The sequence below is a fragment of the Sphingobacterium kitahiroshimense genome (assembly GCF_025961315.1).
In the GTDB taxonomy this organism is placed as follows: domain Bacteria; phylum Bacteroidota; class Bacteroidia; order Sphingobacteriales; family Sphingobacteriaceae; genus Sphingobacterium; species Sphingobacterium anhuiense.
Genome location: NZ_JAOQNK010000001.1, coordinates 4,643,387 through 4,660,836, shown reverse-complemented (window position 1 = coordinate 4,660,836; position 17,450 = coordinate 4,643,387). Strand labels below are relative to the sequence as shown.

General features: G+C 37.2%; 12 protein-coding genes and 2 rRNA genes. 7 read left to right on the top strand and 7 right to left on the bottom strand.

The window, feature by feature from the left end:
* Positions 1-19 precede the first annotated feature (19 nt).
* Complete coding sequence (gene tyrS / locus M2265_RS20190) at positions 20-1,303, top strand: tyrosine--tRNA ligase (RefSeq protein WP_132771011.1); 1,284 nt, start codon at positions 20-22, stop codon at positions 1,301-1,303.
* A 116-nt stretch (positions 1,304-1,419) separates the two neighbouring features.
* Positions 1,420-2,394: an energy transducer TonB gene (locus M2265_RS20185; protein WP_132771012.1), complete on the top strand. Its 975-nt coding sequence runs from the start codon at positions 1,420-1,422 to the stop codon at positions 2,392-2,394.
* Positions 2,395-2,465: 71 nt separating this feature from the next.
* Here M2265_RS20185 and M2265_RS20180 read toward each other — a convergent pair whose 3' ends face one another.
* Positions 2,466-3,164, bottom strand: coding sequence for a DUF4397 domain-containing protein (locus tag M2265_RS20180; RefSeq protein ID WP_165902431.1), 699 nt, complete (start codon positions 3,162-3,164; stop codon positions 2,466-2,468).
* 154 nt (positions 3,165-3,318) lie between these two features.
* Between M2265_RS20180 and M2265_RS20175 the strand changes: the two genes are divergently transcribed.
* On the top strand, positions 3,319-6,006 hold the full coding sequence (locus M2265_RS20175; protein ID WP_132771014.1) for an FtsK/SpoIIIE family DNA translocase: 2,688 nt from the start codon (positions 3,319-3,321) through the stop codon (positions 6,004-6,006).
* 3 nt (positions 6,007-6,009) lie between these two features.
* Complete coding sequence (locus M2265_RS20170; protein WP_132771015.1) at positions 6,010-6,666, top strand: LolA family protein; 657 nt, start codon at positions 6,010-6,012, stop codon at positions 6,664-6,666.
* Positions 6,667-6,719: 53 nt separating this feature from the next.
* On the opposite strand, the gene M2265_RS20165 is transcribed toward M2265_RS20170, so the two are convergent.
* Positions 6,720-7,532, bottom strand: a complete 813-nt coding sequence (locus M2265_RS20165; protein ID WP_132771016.1) for a lytic transglycosylase domain-containing protein — start codon at positions 7,530-7,532, stop codon at positions 6,720-6,722.
* A 246-nt stretch (positions 7,533-7,778) separates the two neighbouring features.
* Between M2265_RS20165 and M2265_RS20160 the strand changes: the two genes are divergently transcribed.
* Both M2265_RS20160 and M2265_RS20155 read left to right on the top strand, forming a co-directional pair.
* On the top strand, positions 7,779-9,407 hold the full coding sequence (locus tag M2265_RS20160) for a pseudouridine synthase (RefSeq protein ID WP_132771017.1): 1,629 nt from the start codon (positions 7,779-7,781) through the stop codon (positions 9,405-9,407).
* Positions 9,408-9,511: 104 nt separating this feature from the next.
* Complete coding sequence (locus M2265_RS20155; protein WP_132771018.1) at positions 9,512-9,982, top strand: nucleoside triphosphate pyrophosphohydrolase family protein; 471 nt, start codon at positions 9,512-9,514, stop codon at positions 9,980-9,982.
* A gap of 33 nt (positions 9,983-10,015) precedes the next feature.
* Here M2265_RS20155 and M2265_RS20150 read toward each other — a convergent pair whose 3' ends face one another.
* Entirely contained in the window at positions 10,016-10,963 is a 948-nt protein-coding gene (locus M2265_RS20150) for a TIGR01212 family radical SAM protein (RefSeq protein ID WP_132771019.1), read from the bottom strand.
* Between the two features lie 114 nt (positions 10,964-11,077).
* On the opposite strand from M2265_RS20150, the gene M2265_RS20145 reads away from it, so the two are divergent.
* The gene (locus tag M2265_RS20145; RefSeq protein ID WP_132771020.1) at positions 11,078-12,103 is read left to right on the top strand and encodes a LacI family DNA-binding transcriptional regulator; all 1,026 of its coding nucleotides are present in this window, start codon (positions 11,078-11,080) and stop codon (positions 12,101-12,103) included.
* Positions 12,104-12,164: 61 nt separating this feature from the next.
* Here the strand turns inward: M2265_RS20145 and M2265_RS20140 are convergent, their stop codons facing one another.
* The 4 genes from M2265_RS20140 to M2265_RS20125 all read right to left on the bottom strand — a co-directional run bounded on the left by M2265_RS20140 (position 12,165) and on the right by M2265_RS20125 (position 17,406).
* Positions 12,165-12,368, bottom strand: coding sequence for a hypothetical protein (locus M2265_RS20140; RefSeq protein ID WP_132771021.1), 204 nt, complete (start codon positions 12,366-12,368; stop codon positions 12,165-12,167).
* A 308-nt stretch (positions 12,369-12,676) separates the two neighbouring features.
* Entirely contained in the window at positions 12,677-14,218 is a 1,542-nt protein-coding gene (locus M2265_RS20135; protein ID WP_132771022.1) for a sulfatase, read from the bottom strand.
* A gap of 95 nt (positions 14,219-14,313) precedes the next feature.
* A 5S ribosomal RNA gene (rrf, locus tag M2265_RS20130) occupies positions 14,314-14,425 on the bottom strand.
* 93 nt (positions 14,426-14,518) lie between these two features.
* Positions 14,519-17,406 (bottom strand): 23S ribosomal RNA (locus M2265_RS20125).
* Positions 17,407-17,450: the final 44 nt, after the last annotated feature.

Sequence of the window (17,450 nt, the reverse complement as noted above, 5' to 3'; positions counted from 1 at the left end):
TTTTAACCCATTTTACACAATGAGCTTTGTAGAAGAATTACGCTGGAGAGGCATGCTTCAAGACATTATGCCCGGAACTGAGGACTTACTAAATAAAGAAAAGGTATCTGGTTATATTGGTTTTGATCCAACAGGAGACTCTTTACACGTAGGTCACTTGACACAAATCATGACGTTGATACACTTCCAAAATGCAGGACACAAGCCTGTTGCTTTGGTTGGTGGTGCGACAGGAATGATTGGAGACCCTTCATTCAAATCTGCAGAACGTAACTTATTGGACGAACACACATTAAATCACAATGTGAATTGTTTGAAAACTCAGTTAGGTAAATTCCTTGCATTTGGAGAAGGTGAAAATGATGCCAAAATGGTTAACAATTACGATTGGTTTAAAGATTTCAAATTTTTAGATTTTATTCGTGATGTTGGTAAATTAATTACTGTTAACTATATGATGTCTAAAGATTCTGTAAAAAAACGTTTGGAAGGTGAAAACGGCCTTTCGTTTACAGAATTTTCGTACCAATTGATTCAAGGATATGACTTCTATTATCTATGGAAACATCACAACTGTAAAGTACAAATGGGGGGTTCCGATCAGTGGGGAAATATCGTAACGGGTACAGAATTTATCCGTCGCCAAGATCAAGGGACTGCTTTTGCTATCACAACACAGTTAATTAAAAAAGCTGATGGCCAAAAATTTGGTAAAACTGAATCCGGAGCGGTATGGTTAGATCCTAAGAAAACATCACCATACAAATATTACCAGTTCTGGTTAAATACTTCGGACGATGATGCTAAAAATTGGATTAAGATCTTTACTTTAAAATCTAAAGAAGAACTTGATAACATCATTGCCGAGCACGATGCAGCTCCACATACAAGAGCAGTACAAAAAGCCTTAGCAAAAGACATTACTATCCGTACACACTCCGAAGAAGCATATGAAACAGCAATCAAAACTTCTGATTTCTTATTCGGCAATGGTACGCTTGAATTCTTAAATGGATTAGATCATGAAGCTATTTTAGATGTATTCGAAGGTATTCCGCAATTCAATGTTTCACCAGAAACTTTGAGCAGTGGTATTAACATATTAGATCTACTAGCAGTCAACACACAGGTATTCCCTTCTAAAGGTGAAGCGCGTAAAATGCTACAAGGTGGTGGTGTGTCAATCAACCGCGAAAAAGCGACAGATATTGAACAAGTAATCAATGCTTCTCACTTGATTAATGATAAATATATCATTGCACAAAGAGGAAAGAAAAACTACTATTTAATTATTGCTGAATAAACTTTTTTAATTTCATAAAATAAAAATGACCGACTTGATCGGTCATTTTTATTTTATGAACTTTTACTATCTTTACACTTTAAAAAAATTACATATTCAAACAGACATTAAGTTAGATGAGAAAAATCGCATTAATTAGCCTGCTGCATCTTATAACGTGTACTTTTAGTTATGCACAAGTAAACATTCAAACACTTTATACAAAAAATAACGAAGTAACAAAAGAGTTAGATAAAGCATATTATGTACGTCTTGTCAGCATTCCAGATCAAAATACAAAAGATACCTTAGTTGAAGAATTTTATCTTTCTAATAATGCACTCAAATTGCAAGGAAAAGTAACCAATATCTCCGGAACAAAATTCAAAGCTAAGAAATACGAAATGTTTGAAAATGGGAATCTCAAATCTGAGCAGATGTATTCAAATTATTCAGAACAGATCGATACGGCATTCTACTATCATCAAAATGGTAAAATAAAATCTATTCTATATTATCCCTTTGCGATCGATAAAAAAGGTAAATATAAAATTGAAGAACCACTTTATTTAGTCTACGCAGATTCAATAGGAAAGATCCTGCTAAAAGATGGCAATGGTTTCGCCGTATCAGATAACTCCTATAGTTACGAAGAAGGTAACTATGTCAATCACAAAAAACAAGGTGATTGGAAGGGGCACTTTAATGGAAAGCGATATACCTTTACAGAAACTTTCATAGAAGGGAAACTGATTTCAGGCATTACCACAGATTCAATAGGCAATAAAACACCATATGATTCAATTACAGGCTGGAAAGAACCTACTTATCCAGGAGGTATTAGAGCACTGATGAGCTTCATCGGTCAAAATTATAATTATCCTACGCAAGCACTGCGTGCTGGTGTACACGGTGTAGTAGAGATCGAATTCGTTATCGATAAAAGTGGAGAACCCCGCGATTTTAAACTTAAAAGAGATATAGGCTATGGAGCCGGTGAAGCTGGAATCAGAGTCGCTAAAAAGATGAAAAAATGGGAACCAGGGCGACAAAGAGGTATACCGGTCAATGTCAAATATTTACTTCCCATTCGTTTAAATTCAGCAAGATAAATAAAAAGCCTGTTCTTTTCAGAACAGGCTTAGTTATTATAATCAACCACAATTATAACCAGATCTTCTACTTATTTATGCTTAACGATTTGGAAGCTATATTTTTTATTGGCATCGCTACTTGACTTCAAACCTGCGGCATAAATGGTATAAACTTCCTTATCTTCAGGTTTAAAATCTCCCAACAGTTCAGTCATACCAACACCATTTATTTTCAGTTTATATACATCAGCAATTTTAATATTCTTAAAAGGGGCCAATTCTTTATAAGCTTTATCTTTAACAGCTAAACTATCAACATCATTTAATGTAAGCGTCAACTTAGATGCTTCAGGACTCAAATTCATAAATCTAAATTTTGCATATCCTGTTTTCAAAGTTCCAAAATCATCTTCAGTAGCCAATACATCAACTTTATCTTTACCGATCACATAGAGGCTGTAAAATTTGCCTGGAGTAAAATCTACTTTTTTACTCACTAGTGCTGTATCACCAGGAGTTGATTTCGGATCAAATACCCGCACGAGTCTACTACCAGGATACGCATTTTTATAACTCAAAACGCGATTAAAGGAGAAAACACCCTCCCAGTTATTATTCAATTTATTCTGGTCGAGACCAATATCTAATCCTTCAGATCCAGGTACAGCATTCACAGCAGACACAGCCGAGATTTCCACATAAGCGTAATCATCATCCAGCTTATTACATGAATTTAATGTCAGCATAAAAACCATTATACTGATTCCAAAAAATAATGCTTTTTTCATTTTCATTTTTTATTTACAACAAAATTCAACGATCGTCTCATTAAAAAACGTATGTTAGAAACAAAATGCTACAAGAAAAAATAAAAGGTTTAGTAAGCCAATTAAATTTCCTCCTAAATACTTAAGTTTGTATGAAGGATAACTGTGAAAATTCATGTCAAATAAAGGAAATACATTTAGACCATCTAGCGCTAATACAACATTTAAAAGGAGTCAGAAAAAAGAAGCTCCCAATAATAAGAAAGTAGAAAATAAAGAAGAAGCTCCCGCTAGAGACTTATCAGAACTGCAACAAAAATTAATTAAAATTTTAGGGGCTTTCCTGATACTATGTGCGATATTATTGGGGATAGCTTTTGTTTCATATTTATTCACCTGGTCTGAAGATCAAAGCTATATTGCAACCAATAATGGTGGTTGGGGCGTAGTGATGAATACAGCGGAAGAAATTGACAATCCCGATATCGAACTACCTGTAGTACAAAATAGATTGGGAAAATATGGTGCATTGTTTGCAAATCAATTTATTTACAATTGGTTCGGCATTGCGTCCTTTCTCTTTGTACTGGTCTTCTTTGTAATCGGGTATAAATTATTGTACAAAAAATCAATATTACCAGTTTATCGTACCATTATATACTCTTTTATCGCAATCGTATTTATATCTGTTACACTAGGTTTCTTGCATAGCTTCATTACAAAAGTGCCTCACATTTTAGAAGGTAAGTTTGGTTTCTGGACTAATAAATTATTAGAAGCTCAAATTGGAACAGTTGGTGTTGCCGGAATCTTAATCTTTGCCTATTTGACGACATTGATACTGGTATACAACCTAGATCTAAAATTTAGTATTTTCGACTCGCGTAAAAAACAAGAGGAGGAAGATGAAAATTTTGATACGGAAGAAGAAGAAACAAACTACACAAACTCCATCCGTACAGCAGAACCATCAGTATCTGAACCATTAATCAATAGAAGGGAAACCTATACACCTGCACCTAGTCTGAATGACAAATTTCAATCGAGTAGAAATGCTGATATTCAATTAAATGAAGAATTCACTCCTCCTCATAAAGAAATCATTTTACCTGTTTCGGAAATTAAACCAGAGAACAAAGTGCTCATCCCATTCGAAATCGAAGAACCAACTCCAACTGAAGAAGATACGAATATAATTAATGAAAATACCGTTTCATTTACGGTAGACGAACCTCTTCAAATAGATCCTATTGTAGAAGAAAAGCCGGTACAAAGTCATGAATTAGAAGTAGAATCACCTAAAGAAGAAAAAACGATTACGGCTAATGATCTAGTTGCACAATTCGGTCAGTATGATCCTAAATTAGATTTATCAGGATATCAGCATCCAACCTTAGACCTATTAAAAGATTATGGAACTGGAAAAATCACGATCAACCAGCAAGAGCTGGAGGCCAACAAAAACAGAATTGTTGATACCTTACGTAATTACAATATTGAGATTGAACATATTAAGGCTACAATCGGTCCTACGGTAACATTATATGAAATCATTCCTAAACCTGGAGTACGTATTTCAAAAATAAAAAATCTAGAAGACGATATTGCACTGAGTTTAGCGGCTTTAGGTATCCGTATTATTGCTCCGATGCCGGGAAAAGGAACTATTGGTATCGAGGTCCCTAATAGCAATCCTGAAATGGTTTCCATGAAATCAATTATTGCAACAGAAAAATTCCAAAAGACGGATATGGACTTGCCAATCGCCTTAGGGAAGACAATTTCGAATGAAGTTTATATTGCCGATTTAGCGAAAATGCCCCACTTACTGGTTGCCGGTGCTACAGGACAAGGTAAATCCGTAGGTATCAATGCGATCTTAACATCGCTACTGTACAAGAAACATCCTGCAGAATTAAAGTTTGTATTGGTCGATCCAAAAAAAGTAGAGCTTTCTTTATTCAAAAAAATAGAGCGACACTTTCTCGCGAAATTACCAGGAGAAGAAGATGCTATTATCACAGATACAAAGAAGGTTATCAACACATTAAACTCCCTTTGTATTGAAATGGATCAACGTTATGACTTGCTAAAAAATGGACAAGTACGTAATTTGAAAGAGTATAATGCAAAATTTGTCAATCGCAGATTAAACCCTGAGGAGGGTCATCGATTCTTACCCTTTATAGTTCTTATTGTAGATGAGTTTGCCGATCTGATGATGACAGCTGGTAAAGAAGTTGAAACACCGATTGCACGTTTAGCACAATTAGCACGTGCGGTAGGTATTCACTTGGTAATTGCCACCCAACGTCCTTCGGTCAATATCATTACAGGTACGATTAAAGCCAATTTCCCGGCACGTTTGGCATTCCGCGTATTATCTAAAGTAGATTCACGTACTATTTTAGATTCAGGAGGTGCAGATCAATTAATTGGTCGTGGAGATATGCTTTTATCAACAGGTAGTGACTTGATTCGTATTCAATGTGCATTTGTAGATACTCCAGAAGTCGAAATGATTTCTGACTTTATCGGAGGTCAACGTGGATATCCATCCGCATTTATGCTACCTGAATATGTTGATGAAAGTGGCGATGGTTCAGGTTCTACAGATTTTGATTTCTCAGATAGAGATCAATTATTTGAAGAAGCGGCACGCCTAATTGTTATGCATCAACAGGGGTCAACCTCACTCATCCAGCGTAAATTAAAGCTGGGGTACAATAGAGCTGGGAGAATAATTGATCAGTTAGAGTCTGCAGGAATCGTTGGTCCTTTTGAAGGAAGCAAGGCCCGTGAAGTACTCTATCCCGATGAATATTCTTTAGAACAGTTTTTAGAAACATTAAGGAAGGATTAAAAGATGAAAAAAACAATGGGCATCATGCTAGGTTTCATAACCTTAGCAGTCGCAACTCCAGCACTGGCACAACAAGATGCTGCTGCAAAAAAAATATTGACAGAAGTCAGTAAAAAGTATGATAGTTATCAAACGGTACAAGCAAACTTTTCATTTTCAGCAATTCAGGGTTCAAATAAATCTGCCTACACCGACGCAGGGACACTCTATTTAGATAAGAAAAACAATAGATATCATATTACGATGAATAGTCAAGAAATGATATCAGATGCAAAGAGCTTATATACTATTTTGAAAGAAGAAAAAGAAGTTCAGATTGCAGCAATAGAGAATAGCACAGATGCAATAGATCCCAGTAATATTTTTAGCTTTTATAAAACCGGATTTAAATATAACTTGGTTGCAAATGAAAAATCTGGAAACACACTTTTAAATGTCGTTCATTTAACACCAACTGATAGTAAAAAGAACTATTCTAAGATAAAACTCCGCATCAATAGAGCAACAAAACTGATATATGATGCGACTATCTATGATAAAAACGGTGGTCAATACAGTTACACGATTAAGAGTCAGGTTCCCAATAAGAATTTGGATAACAGCTTATTTAGCTTTAACAAAAGCAAATATAGCGGGTATGAAATTGTAGACCTACGATAGGTAGAACAGACACTAGAAAAAAAGGCTTGAATTATATAATTCAAGCCTTTTTTTTATAACATATTCTCATTTGGATCTTTCTGATCCGTTCGGTTCGCATATCGCGTATAACCATGTTTTTCAGGATTCTCAATAATTTCTTTCATCGAAATCAATTTATAGACATAAGAACCAGTTTCATTATTCAATTTCAAATTGTAATAACTATCCTCTTTCTGACGTCTAATAGAACCCTTTAAACTTCCTCCACCTACATTATAAGCAGCAGCTACAAGAGTCCAGTTTCCAAACTGCTTATAAAGTGATTTAATGTACTTAGCGGCGGCATGAGTAGACTTCGTCAAATCTCGTCTCTCATCAACATTTCCATTCACTTTCAATCCATAAAGTCTAGCAGTTGCAGGCATAAACTGCCAGTAGCCACCAGCCCCTTTAGAAGAAACGACTCCTCGATCCAATCCACTTTCTACCAATGGAACGTACTTAAAGTCTTCAGGAATACCGTAGGATGCTAAAATCTTCTCAATCTGTGGCAGATAGGCCTCTGCTTTTTTATGTAGACTGTAAGAGCCTCTCTTTTTGAAAGAGAAGTTTTTAAAATATCGCAACAACTTGCTTTCAACATGTGGCCGATTTATCGGCAACGTATCATTGGCAAATGTCAACGAACTCAAATAATGATCATTATTATTATCATTATTTTCATTTTTCTCCTTTTCATCTTCCCCATTAGAAAGATTACTTGTCGCTTTCACAGTAATGATCTTATCATCACCTGCAGCAATTGTGTTTGGGTTTGAGTACAATTTTGACAACACTAACGCCGACAAAATCAGACTACAACATAATACTTTTTTTCTAAACATTCACTCCCTTAATGCTACTCTATCCACGATAAAATCGATCAAAAAATAGCTTGGTACAAATTCAAGGCTACAAAGATAAAGACTATTTACTTAAAAAACAAACACTTAACCTTTTCAAGGTTTAAACATGTTTCAAGCTTGATTTTTTTGTAACTTTTCATCCCTCCAAAAAAAAATTAATTTTATTTCTAGAAAAAAAGAAAATTATGGGTAACTTTGCCGTTCACATTATTTTATAGTAATAAGATGCCATTCAGCAATAAAAGGAACAGTCGTGATGACAAGTCCAAAAACTCAAGAAGTACCTCAGAAAACTTCAAACCAAGAGGCGATCGTTCAAAGGATGATAGATCCTCTAATTTCAAAGAAAACAAAAGACCGAGAAGTTCATCATTCGGCAATAAAGATAACACAGACAGACCATATAATAACGACAAAAAATCTTTTGGAGGTGATAGACCTTTCAAAAAATTTGATGGCGAAAACTCCGATAGAAAAAGAAGCTTTGACAAACCCTTCAATAAAGAAGGTAAATCTTTTGGAGGTGACAGACCTTTCAGAAAAGAGGGTGATAGCTCCGACAGAAAAAGAAGCTTTGACAAACCTTTTAACAAAGAAGGTAGATCTTTTGGTGGTGATAGACCTTTTAGAAAAGAGGGTGATAGCTCCGACAGAAAAAGAAGCTTTGACAAACCTTTCAACAAAGAAGGCAGATCTTTTGGTGGTGATAGACCTTTCAGAAAAGAGGGTGATAGCTCCGACAGAAAAAGAAGCTTTGACAAACCTTTCAACAAAGAAGGCAGATCTTTTGGTGGTGATAGACCGTTCAGAAAAGAAGGTGAAAGTTCCGACAGAAAAAGAACTTTTGACAAACCTTTCAACAAAGAAGGTAGATCTTTTGGCGGTGAGAGACCTTTCAGAAAAGAAGGTGATAGCTCCGACAGAAAAAGAACTTTTGACAAACCTTTTAACAAAGAAGGCAAATCTTTTCAAAAATCTGATGGTGATCAAACTGACTTTAAACGTCCAGCTAGAGACAAATCAGATAGACAATATAAATCTTCTTATAAAAAATTCAATAATGACGAAGATCGTAAAGAGGGTTCTACTGAAAGAAGATCAACAGAAAGACCTCAACGTTCAAAATCTTCTCAAAATGACGGCCTAATTCGTTTAAATCGTTATATCGCTAATTCTGGAGTATGTTCTAGAAGAAAAGCAGATGAATTAATCGCAGCTGGCGTTGTTAGTGTTAATGGTGAAGCCGTTACTGAATTAGGTGCTAAAGTAGATCCAGCTAAAGACGACGTTAAATATAATGGTGAGCGTTTGAAACGTGAAAAAATGGTTTATGTCCTATTAAATAAACCTAAAGATTACATTACTACTACCGAAGATCCTCAGGAGCGTCACACAGTAATGGAATTAGTTTCAAAAGCTACTAAAGAACGTATCTATCCAGTAGGTCGTTTAGATAGAAATACAACTGGTTTATTATTAATGACAAACGATGGTAATTTAGCTGAAAAACTTTCGCACCCTCGAAATAACATCAGTAAAATCTACAACGTAGAATTGAATAAAAGCTTAACACAAGGTGATTTTAATAAAATTGTTTTCGGTCTTGAACTGGAAGATGGTTTTGTAAAACCTGATGATTTAAGCTACGTAACTGGCGGAAGTAAAAGAGAAGTTGGTGTTCAGATCCATAGTGGTAAAAATCGCATCGTAAGACGTATTTTTGAATCGTTAGGATATGAAGTAGTAAAACTAGACCGTGTTGTATATGCTAACTTGACTAAAAAGGATTTACCAAGAGGTCGTTGGAGATACATTGAAGAGCGCGAGCTAGTTCAATTGAAACATTTAATTTAATATTTACTCCTTTATATAGAAAGCAGCTTCACAGCTGCTTTTTTTATTTGACTCAATTTTTAAATTAGATTATATTGCATAATTTAGCAAAAATAAAATATAACATGACTGATCCAAAAACATTAACATCCGTAGCCGAATTTCATAAAGTTTTCCAGCATCCGATATTAGAAAAACCAACAATCCCAAGTGAAAAACGCAGTGCATTACGTGTATCTCTAATTGCTGAAGAATTAAAAGAGTTGGAAGAAGCTATCCAAAACAATGATCTTGTAGAAGTAGCAGATGCATTATGTGATATACAGTATGTGTTAGCAGGTGCTGTACTTGAATTTGGTTTAAAAGACAAATTTAATGAGCTATTCGAAGAAGTGCAACGTTCCAACATGAGTAAAGCCTGTCAATCCATTGAAGAAGCTGAAGCAACAATAGCACATTACAAAAATTCCAAAGATGTCGATAGTTACTATAAAGAAGTAGATGGTCTATTCTTAGTATTCAGAACAGAAGATAACAAAACATTAAAATCGATCAATTACTCTCCGGCCGATTTAAAATCAATCATAGAAAAATAAAAAAAAGGTTGCTATAATGATAGCAACCTTTTTTTATCCTATATATTTCGAGCCTTGTATGGCCTCTTTACGTTCCAAAGCCTTATCTATGTACGTTTGAATAGCTGATTTCTTCATTCCCCAATTTGGAGCAATCAGTAAATCTTGATCTGCCAACCCAAATAAACGTTGAATAACAATATCCGGTCGCAATAGCGGAATAAATTCTGCTAGAAAGTCACTATATTCATCAATGGAGAAAACATGAAAAGGTTCACGCTTGTACTGAACGCCCATGATCGATCCTTCAACAATATGCAGATGATGCAACTTCACAAATTTAATCTGCGGGTGCTTATTTATTTCATCAGCATATCTTAACATCATTTCATGCGATTCCCAAGGAAAACCAAAAATAGTATGTACACAAATTTCCAATGGACTATTTTCAACTAATTTTAGTGCTTTTTGCAATTCATCATGAGAACAGCCACGGTTAATTCTATTCAAAGTTTCATCATAAATTGACTCCATCCCCATTTCCAGATCAACATCATAACGATCACAATAACTTTCTAACAAAGCTACCTTTTCAAAATCAATACAATCAGGTCTTGTTCCAACAGAAAGACCAATAGTATCTTCAGGACAAACAGCTAAAGCTTCGTCATACATAGCCTTTAAAAAATGTGCAGGAGCATAAGTATTTGTATTGGGTTGAAAATAGATAATGAATTTATCAGCCCTGTACCCTTCTCGCGCTCTTTTAATGCCTTCTTCCACCTGTTCACGAATTGTTGGTAATTTTCGTGCAGATTCGGGAGTAAATGAATCTACATTACAATATGAACAACCACCATACCCCTTACTTCCATCACGATTAGGACAAGTAAAATTCCCATCCACAATGACTTTATATACGCGTTGACCATTATATTTCTTTTTCAAGTAAGATCCATAATGATTATATGGCTTTTGTCCTATATCTAATAATGTACTCATAAATACAAAGATAGAAAGATTTCATAGGATTTAATTATTGGAAACACATTATGTCCCTTACAATGATCGAATCTTTACACAATTTAGTATCTTTATAAGTTATATTAGGAAATTATGAAAAGATTAACTCTTAAAGATATCGCAAAAGCGCTAAACTTATCAGCTCCCACCATTTCCAAAGCCTTATCCGATAGTTACGAAATAAATAAAGAAACAAAAGAGAAGATCATTGCTTATGCCCATGAACATAATTACCAGTATAATGCATTAGCTAGAAGTTTAAAAACCGGTAAAACCAATATTATAGGAGTTATTGTTTCGACTATCAGTAATTCATTCTTTTCACAAATTTTGGAAGGAATAGAAGAGTCCTCGCTTTTTCAGAAATACAATATCATTATTATGCAAAGTCGAGAAAGCCCTGCAGTAGAAAAAAAATGTATTGACATCCTATATTCAAAAGGCGTTGATGGTATATTAATTTCACCTGTATCAGATAGTGCTAACTTAAGTTATCTACAACAACTCCATAATGGCAATTGTCCTATTGTTATCTTCGATCGTATCAATAATAATCTACAAACCTTCAAAATAGGAATTGATAATAAAAAAGCAGCACAAAAAGCAACGCAAGAACTTATTGATAGAAACTACAGCAAGATACTGCACATTACAGGAGTTGCTAATGGTGTTACAAATGAAAGACTTCTAGGTTTCCAGGAGGCTTTAAAACAAAATAACATCGCATTTGATGACAAAAAACTACTGAGATGCGATCTATCACAAATTCAAATCGTTGAAGAACAAATCCTAAATAAATTAGAAGAATTAAAAAATGACAATAAAAGTCCTGATGCCATTTTTACTGCTACAGACTTATTGACAAATCGTACAATAGGTTTATTAGCACAACAAAAAATTAAAATTCCATCGGAAATTGCCCTTATTGGATTTTCAAATACGAATTATGCCTTTTCTTTTAATCCACCATTGACCTGCATTTCTCAACCAGCTACAAGAATAGGAAAATTAGCTTTTGAAAAAATGATTCATATTCTAGAATTTCGATTAAAAAAGAGAGAAATTGTCTACGAAACGATAGAACTAGATGCCGCGATTACCATTAGAGAATCTATCTAAACAATCAGAAATGATCATTATATCATAACATAATAAGGGGATATATAATCCCCTTATTATGTTAATGTCCTCCTCTATTTCTTCCATTACCTTTATGGTGCTTGTTATGCCCCTTTTTGTAATGTTTATTATGTCCTTTCTTATGGTGACCGTGATGATGCCCCCGTTGAGGTCTATGACCATGATCATGATAATATCCTACACAAGAACTAACAGACAGCAATAACATTAACCCTCCCAAAAAAATTGCAAATTTTGCTTTCATAAATAACCTATTCTTTTCAGAAAATAGCCAAATACTATACCAAAAGAGTCCATCGATAAAAATTACAGCTGTTTCATCTCATAACATCCTGTTTATAAAGTAGTTTATGCAACAAATAAATCTGACATAATAAATTACAACTAAATAGGAGATCAGATTAAGCTTAATAATTGGATGAACTCATCAACCAGCAAAAGCCATATGCTGTCATCGTTATAATCTTGGCAAAATAAATCCGATATAGGAATTCTAAAAGTACCATATATATACCTAAAAAGTCAATACAAGTACAAAAAAAGGTAGATGTTTTATTTACTCATTATCTCTGCAGCAAGATCATCCTTGTATTCTTTAATTGATATTGCCAGATCCTTTTTTAATGCAATTAATAGTTCGCTATTTTCAAACTCACTATAAATATTATTCAATTCTTGAGGATCTTTCTCAAGATCGTAAAGTTCCCAAAAATCTTGTTCTCCATAAAAACGAATCAACTTAAACTTTGCAGTTCTGATACCAAAATGTGGCATCACACGATGAGGTTGTGGATATTCATAATAATGATAATAAATTCGATCGCGCCAAGATACTTCATCATTTTTTAAAAGATCAAAAAAAGATTTTCCTTGAATTTCTTTTGAAGCAGGAGCATCTGCCATCGCTAACAATGTGGGAGCCCAATCAATATTCAAAACAGGCTGTTCAATGACTGTACCCGCTTTGATAACCCTAGGATAGCGGATCATAAAAGGAGTTCTCAAAGATTCTTCATATATGAAGCGCTTATCAAACCATCCATGTTCGCCTAAATAAAACCCTTGGTCCGAACCATAAATAACAATCGTATTTTCAGCCAAACCATTGTCATCCAAGAAATTCAAAATCTTTCCGATATTACGATCCAGCGCCTTAGCTGTAGAGAAGTAATCGCGCATGTAACGTTGAAATTTCCACTCTGCGAGCTTCTTACCGGTTAGTTTTCTATCATTGAATTCTTTACTTATCCGATCACCGTAATAAGCACGGTAAGCATTACGTTGTTTGCTATCCAATCGGCTATAAATCCAGTCGGTTTCATAATCAACATTTACTTTCAGATCAAAGCCCAGTTTCATTGTTCCTGAAATACTCATATCCTGATGAGCTGCAGCTTTCCTATTCTCATAAGTATCGTAGAAAGTTGACGGAACTGGAAAAGTAACATCATCATATGCTCCGAGATCTTCTAATGCAGGCAGCCACTCGCGATGTGTGGCTTTCTCACCGATTACAAGAAAAAATGGTTTATCCTTATCTCTTTTTTCTATCCAGTCCTTTGAAAGGTCTGTAATAATATCTGTGACATAACCTTTATGATTAACCGTATCATTCGCCTGTGTAATAAAATCTGGATTAAAATAATGACCTTGATCAGGAAGAATAGTCCAATAACTGAATGCGTCCTGAGGTAATGTTTCCAGATGCCATTTTCCTATCCATGCAGTTTGATATCCAGATTCAGCTAAAGATCTGGAGAAAATAAACTGATTAATATTAAATTTTTTGTCATTTGAAATAAAACCATTCACATGACTATACTTACCCGTTAATAGCGCTGCTCGACTGGGACCACAAATAGAATTGGTTACAAAAAAATTATTAAATAAAGCACCTTCATTAGCGATCCGGTCAATATTAGGAGTTTTTGCTAATTTATTGCCATATACACCGATTGCTTTATTCGTATGATCATCTGACAAGATAAAAATAATATTCGGCTTCTTATGTTTCACATCCTGAGCTGGACTAGCATATGAAAACCATATGGGTATAAATAATGCGAAGAGTTTATAAAAAGTAGGTTGTGACATATTGATCAAAATTATTCTTAAAGATAAGATAATCTTGATAAAAAAGGTATAAACACAAAAAAGCCTCTGCTGTATAGCAAAGGCGTCTGTATAAAAAAAGGCACCGACCTACTCTCCCACCTGTTACGGCAATACCATCGGCTCTGGCGGGCTTGACTTCTCTGTTCGGAATGGGAAGAGGTAGACACCGCCGATATAGGCACCTAAAATGTTTTTATGAGATATATGCTTTATAAAAAGCATTATCTATAGACAATTGAAAGAAAAACTAAAAGAGGAAGACAACAGTGTCTGCGTTGCTTGAGAAAGCTTCGGGTGATTAGTATTGCTCAGCTATGGTATTTCTACCTTTACACCTGCAACCTATCAACGTAGTAGTCTACTACGGCCCTATAAGGAAGTCTCATCTCGTGGCTAGTTTCGCACTTAGATGCTTTCAGCGCTTATCTATTCCCGACGTAGCTACCCAGCCGTACACCTGGCGGCATAACTGGTTTACCAGCGGTCAGTCCATCCCGGTCCTCTCGTACTAAGGACAGATCCACTCAAACTTCCAACGCCCACAACAGATAGGGACCGAACTGTCTCGCGACGTTCTGAACCCAGCTCGCGTGCCACTTTAATGGGCGAACAGCCCAACCCTTGGGACCTTCTCCAGCCCCAGGATGTGACGAGCCGACATCGAGGTGCCAAACCTCCCCGTCGATATGAGCTCTTGGGGGAGATCAGCCTGTTATCCCCAGCGTACCTTTTATCCTTTGAGCGATGGCCCTTCCATACAGAACCACCGGATCACTATGTCCGTCTTTCGACCCTGTTCGACTTGTTGGTCTCACAGTCAAGCAAGCTTATGCCATTGCACTCCCCGTACGGTTACCAAGCGTACTGAGCTTACCTTTGAAAGCCTCCGTTACCTTTTTGGAGGCGACCACCCCAGTCAAACTACCCACCAAACAATGTCCTCGACATGATCGAGTTAGAAACCGAATACAGAAAGGGCGGTATTTCAAGGTTGATTCCATGACTCCTGGCGAAGCCACTTCAACATCTCCCGCCTATCCTACACATCCTGTACCCAATTTCAATGTTAAGCTATAGTGAAGGTGCATGGGGTCTTTCCGTCCCGTTGCGGGTAATCGGCGTCTTCACCGATACCACAATTTCACCGAGCTCATGGCTGAGACAGCGCCCAGATCGTTACACCATTCGTGCAGGTCGGAACTTACCCGACAAGGAATTTCGCTACCTTAGGACCGTTATAGTTACGGCCGCCGTTTACTGGGGCTTCGATTCAATGCTTCTCTTGCGATGACATCCCCTCTTAACCTTCCAGCACCGGGCAGGTGTCAGGCCTTATACTTCATCTTTCGATTTTGCAAAGCCATATGTTTTTGTTAAACAGTCGCCTGGGCCTTTTCACTGCGGCTTCTCCATCGCTGGAGGAAGCGCCCCTTCTCCCGAAGTTACAGGGCCATTTTGCCGAGTTCCTTAGCCATGATTCACTCGAGCACCTTAGGATTCTCTCCTCGACTACCTGTGTCGGTTTACGGTACGGGTTTTTATAACCTGAAGCTTAGCGGGTTTTCTTGGAAGTCTGTTTACCTGCTCTATCAGCGCCGCCGAAGCTTTGCTGTACTATTGGGTTTCAGCAGGGTCGGCGGATTTGCCTACCGTCCCTATACCTACGCCTTTTAACGAACTATTCCGTCAGTCCGCGGCAGTGTCACTACTCCGTCACCACATCGCAGTTATAAAAAGTACTGGAATATTAACCAGTTGTCCATCGGCTTACTCCCTTCGGATGCGCCTTAGGCCCCGACTAACCCTGATCCGATTAGCGTTGATCAGGAAACCTTAGTCTTTCGGTGGGCGGGTTTCTCACCCGCCTTATCGTTACTTATGCCTACATTTGCTTTTCTATCAACTCCACGGCCCATTACCAGACCGCTTCTCCGTAAATAGAATGCTCCCCTACCAGACATGCACAAAATGCATGAATCCATAGCTTCGGTAATACACTTGATGCCCGTTTATTATCCACGCCCGACCGCTCGACTAGTGAGCTGTTACGCACTCTTTAAATGAATGGCTGCTTCCAAGCCAACATCCTAGCTGTCTGTGCAGTCAGACCTCGTTAGTTCAACTTAGCGTATATTTAGGGACCTTAGCTGATGGTCTGGGTTCTTTCCCTCTCGGCCTTGGACCTTAGCACCCAAAGCCTCACTGCCGGCCATATCTTATAGCATTCGGAGTTCGTCTGGATTTGGTAGGATTTGACTCCCCCGCACCCAATCGGTAGCTCTACCTCTATAAGACTCCATGCCGACGCTGTTCCTAAAAACATTTCGGGGAGTACGAGCTATTTCCCAGTTTGATTAGCCTTTCACCCCTACCCTCAGGTCATCCGGAAACTTTTCAACGTTTATCGGTTCGGTCCTCCATTACATGTTACTGCAACTTCAACCTGCCCAAGGGTAGATCACAAGGTTTCGCGTCTACCTCATCTGACTATGCGCCCTATTAAGACTCGCTTTCGCTTCGGCTGCGTGGCTGAACCACTTAACCTTGCCAGACAAGAGTAACTCGTAGGCTCATTATGCAAAAGGCACGCCGTCACTGCACCTGGCAGCTCCGACCGCTTGTAAGCACACGGTTTCAGGTTCTTTTCACTCCTCTGTTCGAGGTTCTTTTCACCTTTCCCTCACGGTACTAGTTCACTATCGGTCTCTCAGGAGTATTTAGCCTTATCAGATGGTGCTGACAGATTCCCACAGGGCGTCTCCGACCCCGCGGTACTCAGGGTACTGCTAGGCTAGCATTCTATACGTGTACAGGGCTATCACCGTGTATCGCTGGGCTTCCCATCCCATTCCACTTCTGTTTGCTAATGCCACATCGCAGCCCTACAACCCCAAAAATGCCGTAACATTATTGGTTTGGGCTCTTTCCCGTTCGCTCGCCACTACTTGGGAAATCATTATTATTTTCTTCTCCTACGCCTACTTAGATGTTTCAGTTCAGCGCGTTCGCGTATTTTACAACATACCTTCAGTATGCTAGGTTGCCCCATTCGGAAATCTTCGGATCAAACTCACATTTGCTAATCCCCGAAGCTTATCGCAGCTTATCACGTCCTTCATCGCCTCTGAGAGCCTAGGCATCCCCCGTGCGCCCTTATTTACTTTCTTCACCTCATAGCCCTTTTGCTACTATGGGTTGCTTTTTGATATAT